The organism is Caballeronia glebae (assembly GCF_001545035.1).
Lineage (GTDB): Bacteria > Pseudomonadota > Gammaproteobacteria > Burkholderiales > Burkholderiaceae > Caballeronia > Caballeronia glebae.
Window position 1 is genome coordinate 1 of sequence record NZ_FCOJ02000002.1, and the last position, 26155, is coordinate 26155.

Below are 26155 nucleotides of genomic sequence, written 5' to 3' on the forward strand. Positions count from 1 at the left end.
CGCCTCAAGGGTTCGCTGCGCCGGGCTCCCGCCCGCCCTTGACCCGCACAAACACCCACTCTGAATTCAAAAGAGGCAAAAAAGCGTAGTCAATCATGCCGCCTCGGATTAATCCGTCGCGCGTTGTTGCTCCCCCAAGCGAATCGCCAAGACCAACAATAACCGGGGGGCCTGTTGAAGCTTCGAATAGTATTGGCTGACGATCATCCTTTCGTTCTCCTAGGGATGAGAGCCATTTTTTCCGCCGCCGATGGACTGGAAGTCGTCGGTGAGGCGAATAGCGCGAGCACTTTGCTGGCGGAACTTGCGATCAAGCGGTGCGATGTGCTCGTCACGGACTTCGCCATGCCCGAGCCGGGCATGGACGCGAATGACGGCCTTCGTCTCATTCGCCGGGTGCGGCAGGATTTCGCGAACATCTGCATTGTGGTGCTCACCAGCGTAAGCAACGTCGCGATCTTGCGTTCCATCTTGAATGCCGGCGCGATGAGCCTCGTCAACAAGGCCGAGCCGATCGAACTCGTGGCGACCGCCGTGAGACATGCGAGCGTCGGACGTCGCTTCGTGAGCGCCTCGTTCGTCGCCGCGCTTGCGGAGGCGGGCACGGAAACGGAGTTCGCTTCCGAGGGGCCAAATCTCTCGCTGCGAGAGATCGAAGTCGTCCGTCTGTTTGCCAAAGGTCATTCGATTTCGGAAATCGCGCAAGAACTCGATCGCGATGTCCGCACCATCAGCCGGCAGAAACGCGAGGCGATGAATAAGCTCGGAGTAAGAAACGATCCGGGGCTATTCGCGTTCGTTCGCGCGCGCGGTTTAGGATAATTATCAGGGTTTGAGAAATTAGTTTCAGATGCATCTTATGTATCTAAATCATTCGATGCCCGATGCTTGAGTGTCTATTTTTTAATGTGAATTCGAGTCCGCAGGACGGGAAGGGGTCTGAGCCAATGAAGTTCAGGAACGAGAGCCAGGTGTTCTCGCACGCTAAACGGATGAGGCTGGCGATAGCGGATGACCATCCACTCGTCATCCTGGCAATCGAGCGGCTTGCCGGGAATTTTCCTAATGTAGAGGTGGTGAGTCGTCACGCGAATTCGACACAGCTCGAAGAGTCGCTCGCTCGCGGCGAGTGCGATGTCGTCATCCTCGACTACTTCATGCCGGGCGGCCGCTACGGTGACGGCATCGAACTGATCGAGCATGTCGCGAATCTGTATCCCAAGGTTCGCATCATCGTCATGTCGCGCAGCGACGACGCCGCGCTCGTCAAACGGGCGCTTGAAGCGGGAGCCCATGCATTCCTGAGCAAGGAGGACCGGCTTGAGCTGATTTACGTCGCCATTGTTTCGGTCATCGCCAATGAGACTTACCTTGGGCCGGCTATACGCCGCACGCTGGCGCTCGCGGATTCCGAAGGGCACGCGCGGTTTCTTCGCCAGAGGCTCACGACCCGCGAACTGGAAGTAATCGAGCGCTATGCGCGAGGCGCGAACGTCACCGAGATTGCAAAGGAACTCGACCGTAGCGTGAAGACCATCAGCGCACAAAAATGCGCGGCCATGCGAAAGCTCGATCTATCCACAGACGCCGACTTGTATCGATTTATCGCGGACAGAGGCTTGATCTAGACACATCGACCAGCGTGCACGCCGCGCAATCTCCAGAGGCCGGCATGGAGACAACGCGCAGTCCATTCGACGACTGTTGCGTGCCGGACGATCTCCACAGAGCGCACAAAAGAATGAAAACAAAAATGCCGAAACGAGCCATCGTTGCGGACGACCATCCAGTCGTCGTCAAGGGTATTCAAAGCTTCCTGGAACGAGACGGCGCGATACGCGTGGTCGCCACCGCCCGAGACACGCTGGAGCTTGCCGAAGCGATCGATACCACGCCGTGTGACCTTGTGTTCTCGGACATTGGCATGCGCGGCATCGACGGGGAAAGCAGTTCGATCGCTTTTCTCAAGCGTTTGTCCTGGCAGGAAAACCGGCCGAAGGTAATCGTGCTCACGATGATCTCTCAGACGCGAATGCTGGCCGGCCTCGTTCAGCTCGGCATGGACGGCGTGGTCGACAAGCGCGACGGCATCGAATGCTTGCGCGACGCGATAGCCGTGGCGGAAGCGGGCGGCTGCTTCCTTTCGCCATGCGTGGAGGAGGCGGTGAGCCGTTTGCCGGCTACGTCGGCGGCGCGCGCGGGCGTGTTGAGCCGACGCGAATGGGAGGTGTTCCAACTCTACGCGCGCGGCTTGCTCGTTCACGAGATCGCGGAGCGCTTCGGGCGAAGCCGCAAGACGATCGCCACACAGAAGCGTGCCGGCATGCGCAAGCTGGGACTCGATAGCGAAGAGGAGTTGGTCGCCTACCTTCAGCAGGTCGGCCTGGTCTGAAGCGGCGTGGCGGTCGTCGATCTTCAACCTTCGGAGCAAATTGGGACGGTTCTGATTCGATCCCGATGCGTAGCGCGTCAGACTTAAGACCTTTGCGCTCGATAGGCAAGTACGAAGCGCGGGGACACTCCGCCGTATAAAGCTGTGGATTGGCGTCCTCATGGTCTTGCTCAGTCGGCGAAACGGTCGTTGCACGCGCCGGCTCGCATCCGAGGGGTTCGATTTGAGATTTTTGCTCGCGCTTTGTTCGCTTTCGCTTCTTTTCAACCTGATTGCGCCAGCGTCCAGTCATGCGGCCGAACCGCGTGTCCAAGCTACCAGCGCCCTCCAAACCGCCTTCAGGCTCGATGAGCCCGAGCGCGGTTATTTGCGCGCGTTGAAGCCGGTCGTCGTCAGTGTGATCGAAGCGGCGGGAGACGCCTCGGATCAGTCGCTTCAAACGACGGACGTCGCGCTTGCAAAGATCGGGAAGTCGCTCGGCGTCACCTTCGAACCGAAGCGATTCAACGACGGGCCTGAGGCTACATCGGCGTTTCAACATCGCGAAATCGAAAAGGTCGTCGCGCCGAGCGCGCCCGGAACCTCTCAATATGCGATGCATTCCGAGCCGCAGCCGCTCGATCTGTTGGTCCGTCGGGCGTTCGAGCGAGCCGAGGCGCAGGCATCGACGACCTGGAACATACCGGCGTTGCGTCTGCTGCCCGCGCTCATCGGCGTTGTGGCCGTGTTGTTCGTGACGCTGCGCGCGTTTGTCCGATTGCAGCAGGAGATGGCCCGGCGCATGGAGACCGAGCAGCGTCTCGCTACGCAACTCAGCTTCCAGCAAACCATGATGGAGGTGGTGCCGTATCCGCTTGTCGCGAAAGACATGCAAAACCGCTACGTCGCGGTGAATCGCGCCTTCGAGGAAGCGCTCGACGTGAGGCGCGAAGACGTTCTCGGGCGCACGAGTCTCGATGCGACGGCGTGGGGCGACACGCATAGCCGCCTGCTTCACGAGTTGACTCACAAGACGCTTATTACCGGTCAACGTCAGGAAGTCGAAGCGGAGTTTGCCGGCGACCGCGGTCACCCGCGCTACGGCCTTTTCTGGACGGGCGCGTTCAACGCGTCGAACGGGGAGCGGGCGGGCGTCGTCGGCACGATGATCGACATCACGGATATTCGCGACGCCGAAATGCACGCGCGGCAGACCGAGCGGCGTCTTCACGACGTGACGCGATCGCTGCCCGCGGTCGTGTTCCAGTTGCGCCGTGCGAGCGACGGCGCGTACAGCCTTCCCTACATCGGCGGCGATACCCGGCAGTTGCTGGGTCTGGACGTCGTCGCCCTGACCGGCGATCCGATTCACGCGCTGACACACGTCCACGACGAAGACAGCGCTCGTCTGCTTGCGGAAATCGAAGCCTCGGCCAGAACGCTCGAACCGCTGCATACCGAGTTTCGCTCGACGGTGGAAGGCGTTCACCGCTGGATTCGCGCGGATCTCGTCGCTCACACTGAAGACGACGGCGCCGTGGTCTGGAGCGGCTATTGGGCCGACGCGAGCGTGGAGCATGCCCGCTCCGACGAGCTGGCGCGCGCGCGCGATGCCGCCGAAGCCGCATCGCGCACGAAGGACGACTTCCTGGCGATGATGAGTCACGAAATCCGCACGCCGATGAACGGCGTGCTCGGTCTTGTCGAAGTACTCGAAAATACGCCGCTCAATCCCGACCAGTCGCAGATGCTCGGCATGATCCAGGATTCCGCGAGCGCGCTCTTGCAAATCCTGGACGACCTTCTCGACTATTCGAAGATCGAGGCCGGCCGGCTGACAATCGAGTCGACGCCGATCGATTTGCGCGAGCTCGTTGACGGCGCGGTCGGCCTGCTCGCCGCAAGGGCGCATGAAAAGGGCCTGCGCGTGCGTGTCGACGTGGCGCCGGAAGTGGCCGCGACAGTCAAAGGCGACAGCGTGCGGCTCAGGCAGGTTCTTTTCAATCTGATGAGCAACGCGATCAAGTTCACGATCAAGGGCGATGTCACGCTCAACGTGCGCGCAGTCGAGCAAACCGAGTCGGCGCAAGTGATCGAACTGTGCGTGAAAGACACCGGCATCGGAATTGCGCCGGAGGCTCAACGGAGCCTCTTCGAGCCGTTCATGCAGGCGGAGACTTCCACGACGCGGCGCTTCGGCGGCACCGGACTCGGGCTGACGATCTGCAATCGTCTCGTCGAGTTGATGGGCGGCGCGATGAGTCTGGAAAGCGCGATTGGCGTCGGCACGGCGATGACCGTTCGTCTCACGATGCCCATCGAGACCTTGAACTATCAGATCGATGGATTGCGCGGCAAGCGAGGCGTCGTGGCGATCGAGGACGACCGCGTGGCGGCGGCGCTCATGCACTATGGCGAGGCGCTCGGTCTGCGATTGCAACGCTGCACGGCCGACGAACTCGCGCAATCGGAACACGAATCGCTCGAAGACATCGAGATCGTCTTTCTGAGCGATACGCACACGCGTGCTTCGCCGCTGAGTTCGCGTGTGATTCACGTAACCGAGAAGCCGAAGCCGACCGGATACCGCATTCTCGAAGACGATATCCGCGTGAGCGTCAATCCGATTTCATGGCGCGGCCTCGGCGCGGCCTGCGTCGCCGCATTAACGGGCATGCCGCAAGTCGCATCGGGCGCTACGCTTTCCCGCGAAAAGAAGATGGCGGCGCCCGAGCGGGAAGCCGCCCTGCGCAGCGGCAAGCTCGTGCTCGTCGCCGAGGATCATCCGGTGAACCAGGAACTGATCCGAAATCAGCTTTCGCTGCTGGGCTTCGCCTGCGACGTCGTGCACGATGGCGCCGAAGCGTTCGCGGCGCTGGCCCACACGCGCTATGGCTTCCTGATTACCGACTGCCACATGCCGAACATGACCGGCTACGAACTGGCGCGCCGCATCCGGTCGAATGAAACCGGCACGGCGCGCCGCCTGCCGATTCTCGGCATCACGGCAAGCACGGCGCCCGAGGAGTTGAGCAAGTGCCGCGAGGCGGGCATGGATGACTGTCTCGTGAAACCCACCCGGCTCGCCACCTTGCGTGAGCATCTGAACCGCTGGTGGGTGAGCAATCACCCCGCATCCGAGTCCGCTGCGCAGTCGGCGCAAGAGACCATCGTGCCGCCTCGCGACGATGACGAACTCGATCTGGACGCAATGGCGAAACTGTGGGGCAGCGAAGCCACCGTGAAGGCGTTGCTGGACGCGTTCGTGTCGTCGTTCCGCGACGATCTCGTGGCGCTTCGGCGATTGCTCGATCGCGGTACGGTCGATGATCTGCGCGATTGGCATCATCGTGTCACCGGGGCGGCCAGCGTGTTGCAGTATCGGCCGCTGCTTGGCGCACTGGAGGATTTTCGTCGCGATCTGCACGTGAAATCGCGCGACGTGCGCCATCGCGATGGACTTGCTCTGCTCGCGCGATGCGAACAACTCGTCGAGCGTATTCACGCGCAAGGCGCCGCCATTCATTAATCGCGCGATGCGTTCGCGTTCGTTCTTATTCCGCAAGCGCCGCGGGATTCGCATCGGCGAGTTCGCGATCGCGGAAATAGGCGAGCGCGAAATCCACGAAACAGCGCGTCTTGGCCGACACATGCCGGCGTCCGGGATAGACGATCGATACTTCCTTATTCGCATCCTTGAGCGTATAGCCCGGCAACAGACGCACAAGCAAACCTGCCTCGACATCTTGCGCCACGTAGCTCTCGGGCAGCACTGCGATTCCCATTCCGCAAAGCGCCGCTTGCCTCAACATGTGCGAACTGTTCACGATGTAGGTCGGATCGAGCTCGACGGTTTCCGTCTCGCCCGACGGTCCGATGAAAGACCAGGTCGACCCATGTATGTCCGCGGACGGCGCGAGAAACTCGTGCGATGTCAGCGACGTGGGCCGGGCGGGCGCGTGACGCCGCGCAAGGTAGGCCGGCGCTGCGACGAGCGTCGCCGCAACGCTGACCAGCGGGCGGTTGATCAGCGTGCCGCTGTTGACGAGATGCGGCACGACGATGCCGACGTCGAAGCCTTCCGCGACGAGATCGACCGGGCGATGCAGTAGCGTCAGGCGCAGCTTCACTTTCGGGTATAGCTCACGAAATCCGACCAGCATTGGCGTGAGTCTAAGCATTGAAAACGACGCCGCGGCCACGAGCTTGAGCGAACCCGAAGGATCGACCGAACTGTTCCCCACCGATGCTTCGATTACCTCGATCTGCTCAAGCACCGCACGGCAGCCATCTGCGTAGGCGCGCCCGGCCTCGGTTAGCGAGACGCTGCGCGTCGTCCGGTTCAGCAGGCGCGTGTTGAGATGCGCTTCGAGCAACGAGACGTAGCGTGTTATTACGGCGTTGGAGAGATCCAGCGCGGTGGCGGCGCGGCCGAACGATTCGGTTTCCGCCACCTTCAGAAAGACGCGCATCGCTTGAAGTTGATTCATTGAAAGCTCAGGTGAGAAGCGCTTTTGAACGCTTTGATATGCGAATTGATGAAAGCGGTTGGAAAGCCGCCTCGCGTGCGCGATCTTAGTGTGCGATGAGATGCCGGGGAATCGGAGCGTTCTGATCTGAGACAGGTGTCGCGGTGTGACCACTGTGGCATGAATGCAACTGAAGCCTGTGGGCACGAGCGGGAAGCGCGAATCAAACGGCACGTAAGTCTATGCCACGTAAGCATTAATTCATCCTGAAATTAAACCTTTCGAATTATTCGAAAAGGCTTTTGTGCTTCCTTTGTCGGCTTCTCAAAAAGACCGGGCAATAAACTTTGTCCTGCCGAATATCGGTGCTGGACAAGACGAGCGAGTACGCGAGTCGGAACTCAACGGACGTTCGGCCTGAAGCAACCCATCGAGCCTTACGGCTCAGCAAAGGAACACGTATGAAAAAGAATCTAATCGTCACGGCCATCGCAGCTTTGGCCGCATCGTTCGCAGGCGCTGCCAACGCGCAAAGCAGTGTCACGCTGTATGGTTTGCTCGATACGGGTTTCACGTTCGTGAACAACGTCGCCAATCCTTTGAACGACCCCGTCAGGAAGTCGAATCTGCACGCTCTGACCAGCGGTAACGAGCAGGAAAGCCGTTGGGGCCTGCGTGGTGCCGAGGACCTGGGTGGCGGTTTGAAGGCTATCTTCACTTTGGAAAGCGGTTTCGACCTCAATAACGGCCGCGAGTCGAACGGTATGTTCGGCCGCCAGGCATTCGTGGGTCTGTCGTCGCAATACGGCACGGTGACCCTGGGTCGTCAGTACGATGGCGTCGTTGACTACCTCGCTCCGTTGAGCGCCGCAGGCACTTGGGGCGGCACGTACTTCGGCCACTTCGCCGGCAACGATAACTTGAACAGCGACTTCAGCATCGCTAACGCTGTCAAGTACAGGAGCGCGGACTACGCCGGCTTCTCGTTCAGCGGCATGTACGGCTTCTCGAACCAGGCTGGCGGCTTCAGCAACAATCGCGCGTACTCGTTTGGCGCAGGCTATGCGAATGGCCCGCTCAAGGTCGGTGCTGCATATATGCAAGCAAACGGCGTGAACTCGATCACCAACGGTAACGGCTCGGTGACGAACGACCAGTTCGCAAACGAGTTCCGCCCGATCGGTTCACAAGGCGTCCCGGTGTCGATTGCTTCGCAGCGTCAGCGCACGTTCGGCGCGGGCGCCAGCTACTCGTATGACGCGATGACCTTCGGCGCATTGTGGACGCAATCGCGCATGGACAACGATTCGGGTGACGCCCTGATCCACAACCAGTCGGCGCACATCAACAACGTTGAAGTCAACGGCCGTTATGCGCTGACCCCGGCTCTGGCACTGGGCGCTGCATACACGTACTCGTTCGGTAAGGCTACCACCCAGTTCGATCAGCCGACCGAGTCGGTCCACTTCCACCAGTTCGGTCTGCAGGCCGAGTACGCGTTGTCCAAGCGTACGGACTTCCACGTCGAAGCCGTGGCTCAGATCGCCGGCGGCGGAGCAGATGGCGCCCCGATGTATGCTTCCATTGCCAACAACAACGGTGCATTCGGTCCGTCGTCGAGCAACCGTCAAGTGTTGGTCAACACCGGTATCCGTCACCGCTTCTAAAGTGGTGTAGGCAGTACCGAGCTTTAGCTAGTTAGAGAAGGGCGCCGCAAGGCGCCCTTTTCGCATTGGCGTCCACTTCAGCGAGGCGAAATGCACCCCGCATTCGGATGCTCTACCATGGCGAGGCGGCCATCGTCCCAAAAGACGCCCTGTCCGCCAAACAGGAGAGCAAAAATGATCTCGACATGCAGACCACATGTCCGCTGGATAGCCGTTCTGATCCTCACGACGCTCGCCGCGAGCATGGCGCATGCCGATACAGTCGCGCTGAAAGCAAACCTCCAGCCTTCGAGCGAAGTCCCGCCGCGCGTGAGCAAAGGACATGGCATCCTCGACGCCACCTTCGACACCGACACCAAAGTGCTCACCTGGACCGCGACTTACGCGGAGTTGTCCGGGCCGGTGACGATGGCGCATTTCCACGGTCCCGCGCCGGTCGGACAGAACGCCAAGGTTCAAGTGCCCGTCGACAAGAAAGCGCTCGCGAGCCCGATGAAAGGACAAGCCACGCTGACCGACCCGCAAGTAACCGATCTCATGGCAGGTCAGTGGTATTTCAACATTCACACGCAGGAGAACCCGACCGGCGAGCTACGCGGTCAGGTGGTGCCTGCCGATTGACGTCGGCCGCCGATGAGTTGGCAAAGTGCCTTCGCGTGCTGGGTCGTCAGCAGACGCATGCGCCCGCACAGCGCGAAGCCCACGCTCGATGTCGAACTCGCGCGCCGCTATGCTTCGCGCCGGCTCTGGACGCCGCGCGTGCCAAAAGGCTGGCGGCTCGACATCCGCGAGACGAGCGGCGACGCCCCGTTGCGCGGCGAATGGCTCACGCCACCGACGCCGCCACGCGTAACGGTTCTCTACCTTCATGGCGGCGGTTTTTACTTTTGTTCTCCACGCAGTCATCGAGCGATTACGTTCGGATTGGCGACCCGCGCGAACGCCAGCGTTTTCTCGCTGGACTACCGGCTTGCGCCCGAGCATCGCTTTCCTGCGGCGCTCGACGATAGCGTCGCGGCATACCGTCGGCTGCTTGAAAACGATGTGCCCGGACAGTCGATCGTCATCGCGGGCGATTCGGCCGGCGGCGGCCTCGCGCTCGCGACGCTTCTCGCTCTGCGCGATGCCGGCGATCCGCTTCCGGCCGCGGCCGTACTCTTCTCGCCGTGGACGGATCTGACCTGCACGGGCGAGTCGATGCGCACCAACGACGGCCGCGATCCGATGTATCGCGCGTCCGTGTTTCCGAAAGTGGCCGCGCAGTATCTCGGCACGGCGGACGCGCGCAATCCCTACGCGTCGCCCGTGTTCGGCGACTTCGAAGGTTTGCCGCCCTTGTTCATTCAGGTCGGTGACACGGAACTGCTGCTCGACGACGCCGCTCGCGTGGCGACCAAAGCGCGCGCGGCCGGCGTGCGCGTCGAGCTGGAAATCTGGCGCAATGTTCCGCACATCTTTCAGATCTGGACGCCGTTCATGCCCGAGGCGCGCGACGCGCTCGCGCGCGCCGCCGTGTTCATCGAGGCGGCGACATCGGCGTCGCAGACTCATCGCCCGCCGAGGACCTCGATCGTCTGATAAGCGCGCTCGACGGCCGACGCGCCGTATCGCCGCTCCAGCCTGCGCACGGTGAAGTGCCCATGCGCCATCTGCTGAAAATGGTCGATGAACACGGTGTTGACCATCGCGCCGAGCACCGCGCCGATCGCCGGAATCGATTTGGCCGCGACCTGCTCGCTGACCTGCACCGAAAACCGCGAAGCGATCGTCTGCAGGAACTTGAGCAGCGCCGTCGAGCCATGACTGCTCAATCCCTTGGCGGCGATCTCGTTCGTCGCGCGCGACACCGACTGCGCGAGCGCGCCGCGCACGATGAAATAGCCGAGATCGGCGTTGTCGTCGCTGGCCTTGGCGCCGCCCATGCCGAGCACCATCATGCATTGCAATTGCGCTTCCACGCGATGCACGTCCTCGCCTTCACTGCGCGCGATGTCGCAGATCGAGCGGAACATCAGCGTGGTCGTGACCGGCAACTCGACCGGCAGCGCGAACAATCCGAATGCGCCGCCCGCCGCGCCGGTCGTCGCGACGGCGAGTTTGTGCATCAGGTTGTGCGGCTTGTCGGGAGGCGGCGCGAGTAGCGAGTTGGACGGCGCGCTTTTGCCGAGCGTGCGCAACGCGACCTGAAGACTTTTCTTCAGCGCGAGCTGCGTCGCGTCGTCGACTTTTACCTGCGCGGCGGCCGGCAGGCGGCCCATCAGCTTCTCGATGGGCGCGCCGACGACGCTCGCCAGCTTCATCGTGAGCGACGGGCTTTCCAGCAATTCCTTCGCGTGCGCCAAGGCCGCGAAATCTTCGGTCGTGAGCGGCGAGGTGATGATCGGCGTCGGTTCCATGCGTTGGTTCTATCCGGGGAAAGGTGAGTGAACACGCAGAATTAGAGTGTGCGCCCGTGCTATGATTCTATTTCCGTTGACTAGTCAATCATTGCGCCTACAAAAGATGGCCGTTCACACAGCCGAGCATCATTCCAGCGGACAGGTTCTGCCGTTCCGCGAATCGCTCATGGCGATGCTGGGCATTTCGTTCGTCGCGATGCTCGTCGCGCTCGATCAGACCGTCGTCGGCACCGCGCTTCCGACGATCGTCGCCGAACTCAAGGGCTTCGATCTCTACGCGTGGGTCGCCACGTCGTATCTTCTGACTTCCGTCGTCACCGTGCCGATTTTTGGTCGGCTCGGCGATTACTACGGCCGCAAGCCGTTCGTGATCGCGTCGATCGTCGTGTTCACCGTCGCCTCCGTGCTGTGTGGGCGCGCCAACAGCATGATGTTCCTCGTGCTCGCGCGCGGGCTGCAGGGCATCGGCGGCGGGATGCTCGTCGGCACGGCGTTCGCGTGCATCGCCGATCTCTTTCCCGACAACGTCGTGCGCCTGCGCTGGCAAGTGCTGATGAGCTCCGCGTTCGGCATCGCGAATGCGGTCGGGCCGTCGCTCGGCGGCATTCTCACGCAATATTACGGCTGGCGCTCGGTGTTCTACGTCAATTTGCCGGTCGGTATCGTGTCGCTCTATTTCGTGTGGCGTTTCCTGCCGCATCTGCGGCACGTCGAGCACGAAGGCAAGATGCGTCTCGACTGGCCCGGAGCCGTGCTGATCGCGGTGGCGCTCGGCGCGCTGCAATTGTTCGTCGAAATGCTGCCGAAGCACGGCTTCGGCGCAGAAACCGTCGCGGTGCTCGCGATGAGCGTCGCCGCCGGGTTTGCGCTGTGGAAGTGGGAAATGCGCTGCGAATACGCGATCCTGCCCGTCGATATGTTTCGCAACAAGGCGCTCGCCGCGCTCTTCACGCTTGCGATTCTCGGCGGCTTCACCATGTTCTCGCTGCTCTTCTACGCGCCGCTGCTGTTCCAGGGCGGCTTCGGGATGTCGCCGAAAGACGCGGGCATGATGATCACGCCGCTCGTCGTGTTCATCACGATCGGGAGCATCGTGAACGGGCGCATCGTCACGCGCCTGAAAAACGCCAATCTGATGCTCTACGGCGGTTTCGCGTTGCTCGCCGTGTCGTGTCTGGGCATCGTCGTCGCGACGCACAACATGCCGCGCTCGCTGCTGCTCGTGATCATGCTGCTTGGCGGACTCGGCCTCGGTTTCGTGATGCCGAATCTCACCGTGTTCGCGCAGCAGACCGCGGGCCGCGCGCATCTCGGTATCGCGACCGCGCTGCTGCAATCGCTGCGCATGATCGGCGGGATGATCGGCACGGCGCTCACCGGCACGCTCATCGCCCATCTCTATGCGAGCGGCGTGAATCTCGCGCTCGAAAAAGATCACGCGATGCGTTGGGCCGGCGATCTCTCCGATCCGCAAATCCTCATCAATCGCGAAGGTCAAGAGGCGCTGCTTTCGCAACTGGGCGCGGCGGGCCATGACGGCGCGATGCTGCTCGAAGCCGCGCGCGAGGCGCTCGTGGCCGCGATTCACATCGGGCTCGCGCTGGCGGCGGTGGTCGCGGTGGTGTCGTTGTGGCAGTCGCGACGCGTGCCGCCGGTGCGCCTGAAAGGGCCGCAAGAGCCGGTCATCCTCGCCGAATGATCAGGGAAATCGAAGCATGAATGAACAGGACCGTATCGCCGTGGTGCAGCAATTCGGGCGCACATATCGCGCGTTCATGTCGGCCTTCGAGGTCGCCGTCGGTCAGCCGATGCCGCGTTGGCGCATCCTGCTCGCGTTGCATGAGCACGCGGGCGTGTTGTCGCAAAAGCGGCTCGTCGAGCGTTTGAAGGTGGACCCGGGCGCGCTGACGCGTCAACTGAAGACGCTGGAAGGACTGGGCTGGATCGTGCGCAGCGTCGACGCGCGCGACAATCGCGTATCGAACGTCGCGCTGACGGCGCAAGGGCGCAGCATCGCCGAAGAAGGTTTGCCGCGACGCAATGCGTTCCTGCGCGACACGTTGGCTTCGTTGCCCGACGAGGCCATCGAGGCCTTGTCGAGCGCGCTGCACATGTTCGAGGGACGCATCCAGCAAGTGGCGGCCGCGAATGCCGCTTTGGCCGCCGTCGAGGTGAAGGCTTAAAAGAACGTTTCGATCACTTCGGTGACGCGATACTTCGGATCGACGACGAGAATCTGACGCCACTTGTCGAAGGTCAGACACGGGTGCGAGATATCGAACGCGATCATGTCGCCGACTTTCACGTCGTCGCCCGGCTTGATACGCAGATACGCGTGCTGATCCATCAGGCCGAAGATTTCCCAGCCTTCGTCGGGCGACACATCGCGCGGCGCTTCGTTGCCCGGACGATAGTGCTTCGCCGGCTCCGGCATGCCGGCATCGAAGGCGGAATCCCGCTTGCCGAGCCCGATGATCGCGCGATCCGGTTCCGGAATCGACTGCACGTAAGCCCACAATTGCAGCGCGGGCTTCAGACCTTGCCCCATCTTTTTCGCGATCGGATTGCGCGCGAAAATCTCGTTCTGCGCTTTCTTGTAGATGCCGACGTCGTGCGTCAGATAGCAGCCCGGGCGCAGCACGACCTCGATCGCATCGCTGTTCGCCTTCGCGAACTCATCGGCGACGACGTCGTACCAGGCCGATCCCGCGCCCGAGAGAATCGCCGGCTTGCGCGCGATCTTGCCTTCGCCGATCAGCTTGCGCGTGACATCGACTGCGCTTTTCAGGAAGTCGCGCACCTTCGTTTCGTCCTGCAGCACGCCTTCGTACAACTCGATGCCCGCGAGTTCGATCGTGCCCTGCCAGCGCGCGATCGCGGCGAGGACCGCATCGCGCTGCGCGTCGTCACGCACGCCGGTGCGTCCGCCCGGCACGCCGAGCTCGATCAGCACGTTCAGCTTCTTGCGCACCGAGCTGAAGAATTCGCCAAGCTGATCGACGCCATCGGCTGAATCGACCAGACAGAAAAACTCGAAACTCGCGTCCGTCAGCAGCTCGGCGATCATGCCCATGTTGCGTTTGCCGACGAGCTGATTCGCCATCAGGATGCGATGCACGCCGCCGCGGTACGCCGCGCGCACCTGATGCGCGGTCGCGAGCGTGATGCCCCACGCGCCGGCGTCGAGCTGGCGGCGAAAGAGTTGCGGCGCCATCGTCGTCTTGCCGTGCGGCGCGAGCTTCACGCCGTACTCGCCGACGAACGCCTGCATCCACTTCAGATTGTGTTCGATGCGATCGGAATAGAGCACGGCGGCGGGCAGGCTCACGTCCTCTTCGAGCAGACTCCATTGCAGGCGCGACGCGTCGTTCAACTGGATGCTCGTGCCCGGCACCATGCCGAGACCCTTGCCGAACGGGTCGATCGTCGCGTTCTGATAGTTTGTAACTTTCATGTGCTGCCACTCCATCGTCCGTTTAAATAAACCCTGTGCGCGATCCGAGGTGCGTCAAGGTTGACGGTGTTATGTTAATCAAAGTAGCATCCGGGAAGGAAATGTTATTTAGTAACATAGGCTTCTCGTAAACCCTCGCAACCATCATGAACGGCCACGCCGACACGCTCAGTTTCGATATCGTCGCACGCATCGCGGAGCGCGCGCCCGAGTTGCGCGGGGCCGAGCGCAAGGTCGCCGCGCTGATTCTCGACGACATCGTGAGCGCGTCGCGCGCGAGCATCGGCGCGCTGGCGGACAAAGCCGAAGTCAGCGTCGCGACCGTCACGCGTTTCGCGAAAGCGGTCGGCTGCGAGGACGTGCGCGAACTGAAGCTGCGGCTCGCGCAGGCGGCGGGCGTCGGGCAGCGCTTTTTCAGGCGCGATCCGGATGCCGTGCCCGATTCGCTCGCCGCGCGCATTTTCGAAGAAGTGCAGGCGACGCTCGCGCAGAATCAGGGCGCGCTCGCCGCCGCGCCCATCGCGCAGGCGGCCGATGCGCTCGCGCAGGCTTCGATGATCTACGCGTTCGGCATGGGCGGCGGCTCGACCGCACTTGCGGACGAAATGCGTTTTCGCCTCGTGCGGCTCGGGCGGCCGGTCGCGTCGTATCAGGACGGGCTGCTGCAGCGCATGGTGGCGTCGACGTTGTCGAAGGAGCATGTCGTGGTCGCGCTTTCGGTGACGGGGCAGACGCCCGAAATCGTCGAAAGCTGCCGGCTCGCGAAACAGTACGGCGCTCGCGTGATCGCGCTGACCGCGCCTGCGTCGCCGCTCGGCGCGCTCGCGGACTGGTTGATTCCGGTCATCGCGATCGAAACGGACTTCATCTACAAGCCGTCGTCGTCGCGCTACGCGATGATGATGGCGCTCGATTTGCTCGTCACCGAACTGGCCGTCAAGCAGGCCGACCACAGCCGCGAACTGTTGCGCCGCATGAAGCACGCGCTCGATTCGCATCGCGGCGGCGGCGAGCGTCAACCCCTGGGAGACTGATCATGGAATCGTTGAAGGCCGACACGCTGATCGTCGGCGCGCGCGTGATCGACGGCACGGGCGCGCCCGCCGTGGAACGCGATGTCGCCGTGCGCGACGGGCGCATCGTCGCGATCGAGGCGCCGGGCGGTTTGGCGGGCTGGAGCGCCGACCAAACGTTCGACGCGCAAGGCCGCGTGCTCGCGCCCGGTTTCATCGACGTTCATACGCACGACGACACGCACGTGATTCGTTCGCCGCAGATGATGCCGAAGATCACGCAGGGTGTAACGACAGTGATTGTCGGCAATTGCGGGATCAGCGCGTCGCCGGTGACGCTCAAGGGCGATCCGCCCGATCCGATGAACCTGCTCGGCGACGCCGCCGCGTTCAAATATCCGACCTTCGCGGCGTATGTCGACGCGGTGAACGAGGCGCGTCCGACGGTGAATGTCGGCGCGCTGATCGGCCATACGGCGCTGCGCAACAATCATATGGACCGGCTGGATCGTGGCGCCAGTCCGGATGAAATCGCCGGAATGCGCGCGCAACTCGAAGAGGCGCTGAACAACGGCGCACTCGGATTGTCGAGCGGGCTTGCGTATGGATCGGCGTTCAACGCGCCGCCCGAGGAATTGCAGGCGCTCGCGGAACCGCTCGCGAAAGCGGGCGCGCTCTACACGACTCACATGCGCACCGAGTTCGACGCGATTCTCGACGCGATGGACGAGGCGTATCGCGTCGGGCGTCATGCGCGCGTGCCGGTGGTGATTTCGCATCTGAAGTGCGCGGGGCCGTCGAACTGGGGGCGCAGCACGGAAGTGCTGAAGTCGATCGAAGCGACGCGCGACGGTCAGCCGGTCGGCTGCGACTGTTATCCGTATAACCGCAGTTCGTCGACGCTGGATCTGAAGCAGGTGACGGGCGACATCGACATCACGATCACGTGGTCGACGCCGCATCCGGAGATGGCGGGCAAGCTGATCCGCGAAGTCGCCGATGAATGGAAGGTGACGCAACAGGAAGCGGGTAAGCGTCTGCAACCGGCGGGCGCGGTGTATCACAACATGTCGGAAGACGACGTGCGGCGCATCCTCTCGCATCCCGCGACGATGGTGGGTTCGGACGGCTTGCCGAACGATCCGCTGCCGCATCCGCGCTTGTGGGGCGCGTTTCCGCGCGTGCTCGGCCACTATGCGCGCGACACGGCGCTGATCCCACTCGAAGAAGCGGTGCGCAAGATGACGAGTTTGTCGGCGCGACGGTTCGGCTTGACGGAGCGTGGCGAAGTGAAGGTCGGTTATTACGCGGATCTGGTCGTGTTCGATCCGGAGCGCGTGCGCGATGCCGCGACGTTCGCCGAGCCGCAGCAGGCGGCGGACGGCATCGACGCGGTGTGGGTGAATGGCGTTTTGACGTATCGCGAGCAAGCCGTGACCGGCGCGCGCGCGGGACGTTTTGTGGCGCGCGGTTCGGCATCGAAACTGGATGCGCAGGGCGCGTTTTGAGAACGGGTTTGAGTCAGGAAAAGGAGTTGGAAAGATGAAGCGTTATGGTGTGGAAGGTGGCAAGGGACAAGGCGGCGCGCATATGCCGTTCGCGCGCGCGGTCGAGGCCGATGGCTGGCTGTTCGTATCGGGTCAGACGCCGATGGAAAACGGCGAGGTGATCAACGGCGGTATCGTCGAACAAACGCACAAGGCGATTCAGAACGTGATCGCGATTCTGAAGGAAGCGGGCTACGGCACCGAGCACGTCGTGCGCTGCGGCGTGTGGCTGGACGATCCGCGCGATTTCGCGTCGTTCAACAAGGTGTTCAAGGAGTACTTCGGCGCGAATCCGCCGGCGCGCGCGTGTGTCGTGTCGTCGATGGTGATCGACTGCAAGGTCGAAGTGGACTGCGTGGCTTATAAGAAGGCGTAAATGCGATTGCGGCTCTGATTCGTGGGAAGCGGAGCCGCGTCATTCACTGCCGCGCCAATCTCGCATTATCCGGCATCGGCAAATTGAAGTTCGTTCTAAACGGGTTGATATCCAGCCCGCCGCGCCGCGTATAGCGCGCATACACCGCGAGCCGTTCCGGTTTGCATTCCCGCATGATGTCCATGAACATGCGCTCGACGCATTGTTCATGAAAGCCCGTATGTTCGCGGAAAGAAACGATATACCGCAGCAACCCCGCGTGATCGATCTGCCCGCCGTAATAGCGGATTTGCACGCTGCCCCAATCCGGCTGTCCCGTCACGGGGCAATTCGATTTCAACAGATTCGAAAACAGCGTCTCATCGACCGGCGCCTCGTCGTGCGTGGCTTTCAAGAGCGAAGGATCGGGCGAGAACACGTCGCAATCGAGATCGAGCCGGTCGAGCGACAAACCATCGAACTCTTCCATCGCGAGCTTGCCGAAATCGGCGGGCGCCGCGAGCTGCACCGAAACCGTCGCGCCGCACACGGCGGACACATCGCGCTTGATGGCGGCGCGCACGTCATCGATCGAATCGAACTGCGTCTGCGCGAACGAGCCGAGGTAGAGCTTGAACGACTTCGACTCCACGATATTCGGCGAATCTGCCGGCACGAAGAACGTCGCGACCGCGATCTGCGGCTTGCCGCGTTTGTTCAGCCACGAAAGCTCGTATGCGTTCCAGATATCCGTGCCGAAGAACGGCAGGCGTTCGGGCACGGCGATCGCGTCGCGCGCGCGCTTGCGGTCGATCGGAAACAGCAACGACGCATCGTACTGTTCGGTGTAGTGGACGGGCTTGCCGAGCGGAGATTGATCGGGTGTCATGATGCGTTCGATATGCCGCTGAGAACATGCCCCGTCGCCGTGACGACGCGAGCGGATTCGCAGTGGCGAATTTGATCGTCGAAGAAAAAGTCGGGCTCGAATTCGCGCAGGAATTCGCCCTTGTCGAGTCCGCCGAGGAACATCGCTTCGTCGATCTCGATGTCCCAGGCCATCAGCGTGCGGATCGCGCGTTCGTGCGCGGGCGCGGAGCGCGCGGTGACGAGCGCCGTGCGGATATGCATCGACGATTTGCTCGCGCTGTCGTCGGCGATGCGTTGAAGCTTGTTCAAAGCCGCGAGCAGCGGTTTGAGCGGACCACCGGGAAGCGGCGACTGGCGTTTATCCGTCTCGTGCCCAACGAACGCGCGCAAACCCTCGCTCTGAAACACGCGCTCGGCTTCGTCGGAAAAGAGCACGGCGTCGCCATCGAACGCGATGCGAATCTCGTCCGCGTTACGGCTCGCGGCGCGCGGCGTTTCCGGCAAAACGCGCGCGGCGGGAAAGCCGGCGGCGAGCGCGTCGCGCACATCGTCCGGATTCGCCGACAAAAACAGCGACGCGCGCAACGGCTTCAAATACGCGAACGGCGAGCGGCCGCGCGTGAACACGCCGCGCTCGATCGCGAGGCCATGTTCGCGGCACGAATGAAACGCGCGCAAGCCGCTGATCGGATCGCTGCGCGACAGGATCACGACTTCGACGCGCTGTTCATCCGCATTCAACGCGAGCAGCTTGCGGATCAGCCCGAACGCGACGCCCGGTTTCGCGGATTCGTCCAGCCGGGAGCGTTGCAACGCTTCGTATTGCGCGAGATCGCCGGTTTCGAAGACGCGATTCTCTTCCTCGAAATCGAACAGCGCGCGCGACGAAATCGCGACGACGAGCTTGTCTTCGAGCGTGAACTTCGGCATTGCTTCCTACGCCAGAAAAAGCTTGTAGACGGGATTCGCGCCTTCGTCCCACCACGGATAGCCGAGCGTCGCGAGAAAGCGCTCGAACTCAGCGTTGTCCGACTGCGGCACCTGAATGCCGACGAGAATCGAGCTGTAGTCCGCGCCCTGATTCCGATAGTGGAACAGGCTGATGTTCCAGTCCGGCGCCATCGACGAAAGGAACTTCATCAGCGCGCCCGGGCGTTCCGGGAATTCGAAGCGCAGCAGACGCTCGTCGCGCGCGAGCGGCGAATGTCCGCCGACCATATAGCGGATGTGCTGCTTCGAGAGTTCATCGTGCGACAAATCCACCGTCGCGAAACCGTGCTCGATGAACGCCGACATCATCTGCGCCGTTTCCTTGCGCGCCTTGATCTGCACGCCGACGAAGATATGCGCGGCTTTTTCATCGGCGATGCGGTAGTTGAACTCCGTCACGCTGCGTGTGCCGACCAGCTCGCAAAAGCGCCGGAAGCTGCCGCGTTCCTCGGGAATCGTCACGGCGAACACGGCCTCGCGCGCTTCGCCGACTTCCGCGCGCTCCGCGACGAAGCGCATGCGGTCGAAGTTCATGTTCGCGCCGGAAGTTACCGCGATGAGCGTCTTGCCTTCGATGCCTTCGCGCTCCGCATACAGCTTCGCGCCCGCGACGGCGAGCGAGCCGGCCGGTTCGAGCACGGAACGCGTGTCCTGAAACACGTCCTTGATCGCCGCGCAGAGCGCATCGGTATCGACGGTGATGACTTCATCGAGCAACTCGTTGCAGAGGCGGAACGTTTCCTCGCCGACGAGCTTCACCGCGGTGCCGTCCGAGAACAGGCCGACTTCGCTCAACGTGACGCGCTCGCCCGCCGCGATGGACTTCGCCATCGCGCAGGAATCCTCGGTCTGCACGCCGATCACCTTGATCTCGGGGCGCACCGCCTTGATGTACGCCGCGACGCCCGCAGCCAGTCCGCCGCCGCCGATCGGGCAGAAGACCGCGTGGATCGGGCCCTGATGCTGGCGCAAAATTTCCATCGCCACCGTGCCTTGTCCGGCGATCACGTCCGGATCGTCGAACGGATGCACGAAGGTCAGGCCGCGCTCTTCCTGAAGCTGCACGGCGCGCGCGTAGGCGTCGCTGTACGACTCGCCGGCGAGCACCACTTCGACCGTCGGGCCGCCGTGCGTGCGAATCGCGTCGATCTTCACTTGCGGCGTCGTCGTTGGCACGGCGATGACCGCGCGGCAGCCGAGGCGCGCCGCCGACAACGCGACGCCCTGCGCGTGATTGCCCGCCGACGCCGTGATCACGCCGCGCGCGAGCACATCGGCGGGCAGGTTCGCCATCTTGTTGTAGGCGCCGCGAATCTTGAACGAGAAAACCGGCTGATTGTCCTCGCGCTTGAGGAACACCGGGTTGTGCAGGCGCGCGGACAGGTTGCGCGCGGGTTCGAGCTCGCTTTCGCGCGCGACGTCGTACACACGCGCGGTCAGCACTTTTTTCAGGTAGTCGGGATGTGTCATGCGAGGAATCGTCACGCGGCAGCGGTGCGCGCGGGTTTTTGAGGGCGAAAGCGTCAATGATAGCGCCAACTGCGCGTTTTCCGGGCGCGCAGTGCGTTTCGACCGTCCGGACGGTCGTGCAAAAAAGCGTCGAAAATGACATTAACGCGTCGCGAATTCGCTCGCAAAAGCCCCTTCTCGCTGCTAGCGCCCGCGAACGCGCGCCTCTGCGATGGGTTAGAATTTCTTTTTACGAATCAGCAATCAGGATCGGCAGATGCACCGGCAGCTTCGGATCGATTTTCTGGCGCATGTTTCCCGCGAGTCGCATCCCGCGGCAGAAAGGCATGCGCGTCACGCGCGATCGTGGCGTTGATCCAGGGCACACCGAAGGCGCCGTGACGAGCCCGGCGGCCTTCGCCAAGACAAGTTTCATTCGAAAATTTGCGCCCCCACGCGCATCGTCGGCCTTTCCGCTTTTCATAGCGCGAGCGCCGGCATACCGAACCGTCGAACATGAACGCACCCCAAGCCTTCGATCCGAATGGCGCCCATGCCGCCTTGGCGCTCGATAACGAGCCGCGTCTGCGCGAAATTCCCTATAACTACACGTCTTTCTCCGATCGTGAAATCGTGATGCGGCTCCTGGGCGACGAAGCCTGGGCCGTGCTCGACGAACTGCGCAACGAGCGCCGCACCGGACGTTCGGCGCGCATGCTGTACGAAGTGCTCGGTGATATCTGGGTCGTGAGGCGCAATCCGTATTTGCAGGACGACCTGCTCGACAACCCGAAGCGCCGCGCGCTGCTGGTCGAGGCGCTGAATCACCGTCTCTCGGAAATCGAAAAGCGCCGCAGCGCCGACCTCACCGCGCACAGCGACGAAGCCGGCAGCCGCGAGCGCGCCGGGCGCGTGCAATTGCTGATCGCCGCCGCGCGTCGCGCCGTCGACGACTTCGCCGCCGAGTTCGGCGGCATGGCCGAGTTGCGCCGACGTGCATCGCGCGTCTTGGGCAAGGAAACGCAGAAGGACAACATCAAGTTCGACGGCCTGTCGCGCGTCTCGCACGTCACCGACGCGACCGACTGGCGCGTGGAATATCCGTTCGTCGTGCTGACGCCGGATACCGAAGCCGAGATCGCCGGACTGATCAAGGCGTGCTTCGAACTCGGACTCACCGTGATTCCGCGCGGCGGCGGCACCGGCTATACGGGCGGCGCGATTCCGCTTACGCCGTTCTCGGCCGTCATCAACACGGAAAAGCTGGAGCAGCTCGGTCCCGTCGAAATGACGGATCTGCCGGGCGTCGATCACAAGGTCGCGACGATCTTCTCCGGCGCGGGCGTGGTCACACGGCGCGTCACAGAAGCGGCGGAACAGGCGGGCTTCGTGTTCGCCGTCGATCCGACTTCGCTCGATGCATCGTGCGTCGGCGGCAATGTCGCGATGAACGCGGGCGGCAAAAAGGCGGTGTTGTGGGGCACGGCGCTCGACAATCTCGCGTGGTGGCGCATGGTCGATCCGGAAGGCAACTGGCTCGAAGTCACGCGTCTTGATCACAACTGCGGCAAGATTCACGACATCGAAGTGGCGCGTTTCCGTCTCGACTGGTTCGACGGCAATCGTCCGCCGGGCGAGAAGCTGCTGCGCACGGAGAATCTGGATATCGCCGGGCGCACGTTCCGCAAGGAAGGGCTCGGCAAGGACGTCACGGATAAATTCCTCGCGGGTCTGCCTGGCGTGCAGAAGGAAGGCTGCGACGGCCTTATCACGTCGGCGCGCTGGATTCTGCACAAGATGCCCGCGCACACGCGCACCGTCTGCCTCGAATTCTTCGGCCAGGCGCGCGATGCGATTCCGAGCATCGTCGAAATCAAGGACTATCTGTTCGAAACGTCGAAGCAGGGCGGCGCGATCCTCGCCGGCCTGGAGCATCTGGACGAACGCTATCTGCGCGCGGTCGGCTACGCGACCAAGAGCAAGCGCAACGCGTTCCCGAAGATGGTGCTCATCGGCGATATCGTCGGTAATGACGCCGATGCCGTCGCCGCCGCGACCTCCGAAGTCGTGCGCATGGCGAACGGCAAGAGCGGCGAAGGCTTCGTCGCGGTGAATGCCGAGGCGCGCAAGCGCTTTTGGCTCGACCGCTCGCGCACGGCCGCGATCGCCAAGCACACGAACGCGTTCAAGATCAACGAAGACGTCGTGATTCCGCTCAATCGCATGGGCGAGTACACGGACGGGATCGAGCGCATCAACATCGAGTTGTCGCTGAAGAACAAGCTGCAACTCGTCGATGCGCTCGAAGCGTTCTTCCGCACCGGCAAGCTGCCGCTCGGCAAGACCGACGACGCGAACGAAATCCCCAGCGCCGAGCTGCTCGAAGATCGCGTGCAACAGGCGCTCGATCTCTTGAAGCGCGTGCGCGCGCGCTGGACGTTCGTCGGCGACAAGCTCGACATGCCCTTGCGCGAGGCGCAGCACTATCTCGTCAATCTCGGCTACGAAGCGCTCGCGGAGAAGTTCGCGGATCGCGTCGACATGCAGCCGGCCGTCAACGTGTTCCACGTCGCGCAAGACCGCACGGTGCGCATCTCGTGGAAGCAGGAGATTCGCGCGGAACTGCGCCAGATCTTCAACGGCGGCGAATTCAAGCCGATCCTCGACGAAGCGCAGGCCATCCACAAGCAGGTGTTGCGTGGCCGCGTGTTCGTGGCGCTGCACATGCACGCGGGCGATGGCAATGTGCACACGAACATTCCCGTCAACTCCGACAACTACGAGATGCTGCAGGACGCGCATCATGCGGTCGCGCGCATCATGAAACTCGCGCGATCGCTCGATGGCGTGATCTCGGGCGAGCACGGCATCGGCATCACGAAGCTGGAATTCCTGACCGAAGACGAAATCAGCGAGTTCCGCGCCTACAAGCAGCGCGTCGATCCGCACGGCCGCTTCAACAAGGGCAAGCTGTTCGACGGCGCGGACCTGCGCAACGCGTACACGCCGTCGTTCGGACTGATGGGCTACGAGTCGCTCATCATGCAGCAGTCGGATATTGGCGCGATCTCCGAGTCCATCAAGGACTGTTTGCGCTGCGGCAAGTGCAAGCCGGTCTGCGCGACGCACGTGCCGCGCGCGAACCTGCTCTACAGCCCGCGCAACAAGATTCTCGCGACATCGCTGCTGGTCGAAGCGTTCCTGTACGAAGAGCAGACGCGCCGCGGCGTGTCGATCAAGCATTGGGACGAATTCAACGACGTCGCCGATCACTGCACGGTTTGCCACAAGTGCGTGACGCCGTGCCCGGTGAAGATCGATTTCGGCGATGTCACGATGAACATGCGCAACCTCTTGCGCAAGATGGGCAAGAAGAAGTTCAACGCGGGCAACGCGGCCGGCATGTTCTTCCTGAACGCGACCAATCCGCAGACGATCAACCTCGCGCGCACCGCAATGATGGGCGTCGGCTACAAGGCACAGCGCCTCGGCAACGACATCCTGAAGAAATTCGCGAAGAAGCAGACGGCGAAACCGCCCGCGACGGTCGGCAAGCCGCCTGTGGTCACGCAGGTGATCCACTTCATGAACAAGAAGATGCCGGGCAATCTGCCGAAGAAGACGGCGCGCGCGCTGCTGGATATCGAGGACAACAAGATCGTTCCGATCATCCGCAATCCGAAAACGACCACCGTCGATTCGGAAGCGGTGTTCTATTTCCCCGGCTGCGGCTCGGAGCGTTTGTTCTCGCAAGTCGGACTCGCCACGCAAGCCATGTTGTGGGAAGCGGGCGTGCAGACCGTGCTGCCGCCGGGCTATCTGTGCTGCGGCTATCCGCAGCGCGGCTCCGGTCAGTACGACAAGGCCGAGAAGATCGTCACGGATAATCGCGTGCTGTTCCACCGCGTCGCGAATACGCTGAACTATCTCGATATCAAGACCGTCGTCGTGTCGTGCGGAACGTGCTATGACCAGCTCGCGGGCTATGAATTCGAGAAGATCTTCCCTGGCTGCCGGATCATCGACATTCACGAGTTCCTGCTCGAAAAGAACATCAAGCTCGACGGCGTGACCGGCACGCGCTACATGTATCACGATCCGTGTCACTCGCCGATCAAGACGATGGACCCGGTCAAGCTAGTGAACGAACTGATGGGTTCGGAACACGACGGCTACAAGATCGAGAAGAACGATCGATGCTGCGGCGAATCGGGCACGCTCGCGGTCACGCGCCCGGACATTTCGACGCAAGTGCGCTTTCGCAAGGAAGAAGAGATTCGCAAGGGCGCGGCCAAGCTGCGCGGCATTCCGCTCGTCGCGGAAGCGGGCGCGAACGCTATCAACATGGGGAACGCGGCGGCCGGCGCGGCGGGTGCGCAACCGGGTTCCGTGCTCAAGGCGGGCGACGGTCCTCAGCCGAACGGTCAGGACGTGAAAATCCTGACGAGCTGCCCGTCCTGCCTGCAAGGTTTGTCGCGCTACAACGAGGACGCCAACGTCGAGGCGGACTATATCGTCGTGGAAATGGCGCGCAAGGTGCTCGGCGAGAACTGGATGGAACAGTACGTCGAACACGCGAACAATGGCGGTATCGAGCGCGTGCTGGTGTAATAGCGAAATCGTGGCTTGATTCGCTAGAGGTATGAGATGGACTGTGTGTTTTGCCGTGAAGACGGCGGCGAAGTGCTGTGGTCGGACGACGCGTTGCGCGTCGTCCTCGCCGATGAGCCCGACTGGCCCGGCCTGTGCCGCGTGGTTTGGGGCGCGCATGTCGCCGAAATGTCCGATTTGCCGGACGGCGATCGCGCGCGCGTGATGACCGCCGTCAACGGCGTCGAGCGCGCGATGCGACGCGTGCTCGTGCCCGAAAAGATCAATCTGGCGAGCCTCGGCAATCAGGTGCCGCACGTCCACTGGCACGTCATTCCACGTTTCTCCAACGATTCCCGCTTCCCTTTGCCGATCTGGGCGCCGCGCCAGCGCACGGTTTCCGAGTCGCAGCTATCGAAGCGCCGCGCCCAGGCGACGCTCTTGCGCGAGCAGGTGCGCAACGAACTGAACCAGGCGTTCGGTCATCAATAAGACGAGATCATGAGCGGACTCACTTCCACGACGCCGATTCCCTCCGGCGTCGTCGTGCATTCGAAATCCCGCGTGCTGGAACTGCAGTACGGCGACGTGTCGTATCGCGTGCCGTTCGAGCTTCTGCGCGTCTATTCGCCTTCCGCCGAAGTGCAGGGCCACGGCCCAGGACAGGAAACGCTGCAGACCGGCAAACGCGAGGTGACGATCATCGGCATCGATCCGGTCGGGCACTACGCGCTGCAACTCAATTTTTCGGACGGGCACAATACCGGCATCTATTCTTGGGACATCCTGCACCATCTGGCGACGCGTCAGGACGAATTGTGGCGCGAGTATCTGACGAAACTCGAAGCCGCCGGCATGGACCGCGACACACCGATGGCCGCGAAACCATCCGGCGGCCACTGTCACTGAGCAAAAAGGCCGCGGCATAAAGCCGCACGGCCGGCGCGACTATTGCGCACACAAAGAACGAACAACAGGCGA

The 26155-nt window shown here is 62.5% G+C and carries 22 protein-coding genes; 15 read left to right on the top strand and 7 right to left on the bottom strand.

Annotated elements, in window-relative coordinates:
* Positions 1–186 precede the first annotated feature (186 nt).
* From AWB82_RS01635 to AWB82_RS01650, 4 genes are all read left to right on the top strand, one after another.
* Positions 187–822, top strand: coding sequence for a response regulator transcription factor (locus tag AWB82_RS01635; RefSeq protein WP_086965584.1), 636 nt, complete (start codon positions 187–189; stop codon positions 820–822).
* 86 nt (positions 823–908) lie between these two features.
* Positions 909–1628, top strand: a complete 720-nt coding sequence (locus AWB82_RS01640) for a response regulator transcription factor (RefSeq protein WP_235023135.1) — start codon at positions 909–911, stop codon at positions 1626–1628.
* 113 nt (positions 1629–1741) lie between these two features.
* The gene (locus AWB82_RS01645) at positions 1742–2392 is read left to right on the top strand and encodes a response regulator (RefSeq protein ID WP_086965213.1); all 651 of its coding nucleotides are present in this window, start codon (positions 1742–1744) and stop codon (positions 2390–2392) included.
* A gap of 367 nt (positions 2393–2759) precedes the next feature.
* A complete protein-coding gene (locus tag AWB82_RS01650; protein WP_086965585.1) occupies positions 2760–5900 on the top strand; it encodes an ATP-binding protein in 3141 nt (1046 codons plus the stop codon).
* 25 nt (positions 5901–5925) lie between these two features.
* On the opposite strand, the gene AWB82_RS01655 is transcribed toward AWB82_RS01650, so the two are convergent.
* The gene (locus tag AWB82_RS01655; protein WP_086965215.1) at positions 5926–6861 is read right to left on the bottom strand and encodes a LysR family transcriptional regulator; all 936 of its coding nucleotides are present in this window, start codon (positions 6859–6861) and stop codon (positions 5926–5928) included.
* Positions 6862–7301: 440 nt separating this feature from the next.
* Between AWB82_RS01655 and AWB82_RS01660 the strand changes: the two genes are divergently transcribed.
* The 3 genes from AWB82_RS01660 (at position 7302) to AWB82_RS01670 (ending at position 10085) form a co-directional block, all read left to right on the top strand.
* Entirely contained in the window at positions 7302–8507 is a 1206-nt protein-coding gene (locus AWB82_RS01660) for a porin (RefSeq protein WP_086965217.1), read from the top strand.
* A gap of 243 nt (positions 8508–8750) precedes the next feature.
* Positions 8751–9128 carry a CHRD domain-containing protein gene (locus AWB82_RS01665; protein WP_407642966.1) on the top strand — a complete coding sequence of 126 codons (378 nt, stop codon included), beginning with the start codon at positions 8751–8753 and terminating at the stop codon, positions 9126–9128.
* Positions 9129–9140: 12 nt separating this feature from the next.
* Positions 9141–10085, top strand: coding sequence for an alpha/beta hydrolase (locus tag AWB82_RS01670; RefSeq protein WP_086965221.1), 945 nt, complete (start codon positions 9141–9143; stop codon positions 10083–10085).
* Here AWB82_RS01670 and AWB82_RS01675 read toward each other — a convergent pair.
* Positions 10055–10903, bottom strand: a complete 849-nt coding sequence (locus AWB82_RS01675) for an EcsC family protein (RefSeq protein WP_086965223.1) — start codon at positions 10901–10903, stop codon at positions 10055–10057. The two genes, AWB82_RS01670 and AWB82_RS01675, sit on opposite strands and share 31 nt — an antisense overlap.
* A gap of 106 nt (positions 10904–11009) precedes the next feature.
* Between AWB82_RS01675 and AWB82_RS01680 the strand changes: the two genes are divergently transcribed.
* Positions 11010–12605 carry an MFS transporter gene (locus AWB82_RS01680; RefSeq protein WP_086965225.1) on the top strand — a complete coding sequence of 532 codons (1596 nt, stop codon included), beginning with the start codon at positions 11010–11012 and terminating at the stop codon, positions 12603–12605.
* Between the two features lie 16 nt (positions 12606–12621).
* Positions 12622–13089, top strand: a complete 468-nt coding sequence (locus AWB82_RS01685; protein WP_086965227.1) for a MarR family winged helix-turn-helix transcriptional regulator — start codon at positions 12622–12624, stop codon at positions 13087–13089.
* On the opposite strand, the gene AWB82_RS01690 is transcribed toward AWB82_RS01685, so the two are convergent.
* The gene (locus AWB82_RS01690) at positions 13086–14360 is read right to left on the bottom strand and encodes an amino acid deaminase (RefSeq protein WP_086965587.1); all 1275 of its coding nucleotides are present in this window, start codon (positions 14358–14360) and stop codon (positions 13086–13088) included. The genes AWB82_RS01685 and AWB82_RS01690 overlap by 4 nt on opposite strands.
* Positions 14361–14506: 146 nt before the next feature.
* On the opposite strand from AWB82_RS01690, the gene AWB82_RS01695 reads away from it, so the two are divergent.
* From AWB82_RS01695 to AWB82_RS01705, 3 genes are read left to right on the top strand one after another with little or no spacing between them, the layout of a single operon-like run.
* Positions 14507–15394 (top strand): MurR/RpiR family transcriptional regulator, encoded by an 888-nt coding sequence (locus AWB82_RS01695; protein WP_086965229.1) that lies wholly within the window; start codon positions 14507–14509, stop codon positions 15392–15394.
* Positions 15395–15396: 2 nt separating this feature from the next.
* Positions 15397–16881: an N-acyl-D-amino-acid deacylase family protein gene (locus tag AWB82_RS01700; protein ID WP_086965231.1), complete on the top strand. Its 1485-nt coding sequence runs from the start codon at positions 15397–15399 to the stop codon at positions 16879–16881.
* Positions 16882–16915: 34 nt separating this feature from the next.
* Complete coding sequence (locus AWB82_RS01705; protein ID WP_086965233.1) at positions 16916–17296, top strand: RidA family protein; 381 nt, start codon at positions 16916–16918, stop codon at positions 17294–17296.
* Positions 17297–17339: 43 nt separating this feature from the next.
* Here AWB82_RS01705 and queF read toward each other — a convergent pair whose 3' ends face one another.
* The 4 genes from queF to AWB82_RS37555 all read right to left on the bottom strand — a co-directional run bounded on the left by queF (position 17340) and on the right by AWB82_RS37555 (position 21008).
* Positions 17340–18164: an NADPH-dependent 7-cyano-7-deazaguanine reductase QueF gene (gene queF, locus AWB82_RS01710; protein WP_086965235.1), complete on the bottom strand. Its 825-nt coding sequence runs from the start codon at positions 18162–18164 to the stop codon at positions 17340–17342.
* A complete protein-coding gene (locus AWB82_RS01715) occupies positions 18161–19075 on the bottom strand; it encodes a 5'-nucleotidase (protein ID WP_086965237.1) in 915 nt (304 codons plus the stop codon). The genes queF and AWB82_RS01715 overlap by 4 nt, the downstream gene beginning before the upstream one ends.
* 6 nt (positions 19076–19081) lie before the next feature.
* A complete protein-coding gene (gene ilvA, locus AWB82_RS01720) occupies positions 19082–20605 on the bottom strand; it encodes a threonine ammonia-lyase, biosynthetic (protein ID WP_086965239.1) in 1524 nt (507 codons plus the stop codon).
* A gap of 229 nt (positions 20606–20834) precedes the next feature.
* Entirely contained in the window at positions 20835–21008 is a 174-nt protein-coding gene (locus AWB82_RS37555) for a hypothetical protein (RefSeq protein ID WP_159462550.1), read from the bottom strand.
* A gap of 92 nt (positions 21009–21100) precedes the next feature.
* Here AWB82_RS37555 and AWB82_RS01730 point away from each other — a divergent pair, with 92 nt between their 5' ends.
* The 3 genes from AWB82_RS01730 to AWB82_RS01740 are packed head-to-tail and all read left to right on the top strand — an operon-like array spanning position 21101 to position 26083.
* Positions 21101–25195: a DUF3683 domain-containing protein gene (locus AWB82_RS01730; RefSeq protein ID WP_086965243.1), complete on the top strand. Its 4095-nt coding sequence runs from the start codon at positions 21101–21103 to the stop codon at positions 25193–25195.
* A 36-nt stretch (positions 25196–25231) separates the two neighbouring features.
* Positions 25232–25666, top strand: coding sequence for an HIT family protein (locus AWB82_RS01735; protein WP_086965245.1), 435 nt, complete (start codon positions 25232–25234; stop codon positions 25664–25666).
* A gap of 9 nt (positions 25667–25675) precedes the next feature.
* Entirely contained in the window at positions 25676–26083 is a 408-nt protein-coding gene (locus AWB82_RS01740; protein WP_086965247.1) for a gamma-butyrobetaine hydroxylase-like domain-containing protein, read from the top strand.
* The last annotated feature ends 72 nt before the right edge of the window (positions 26084–26155 follow it).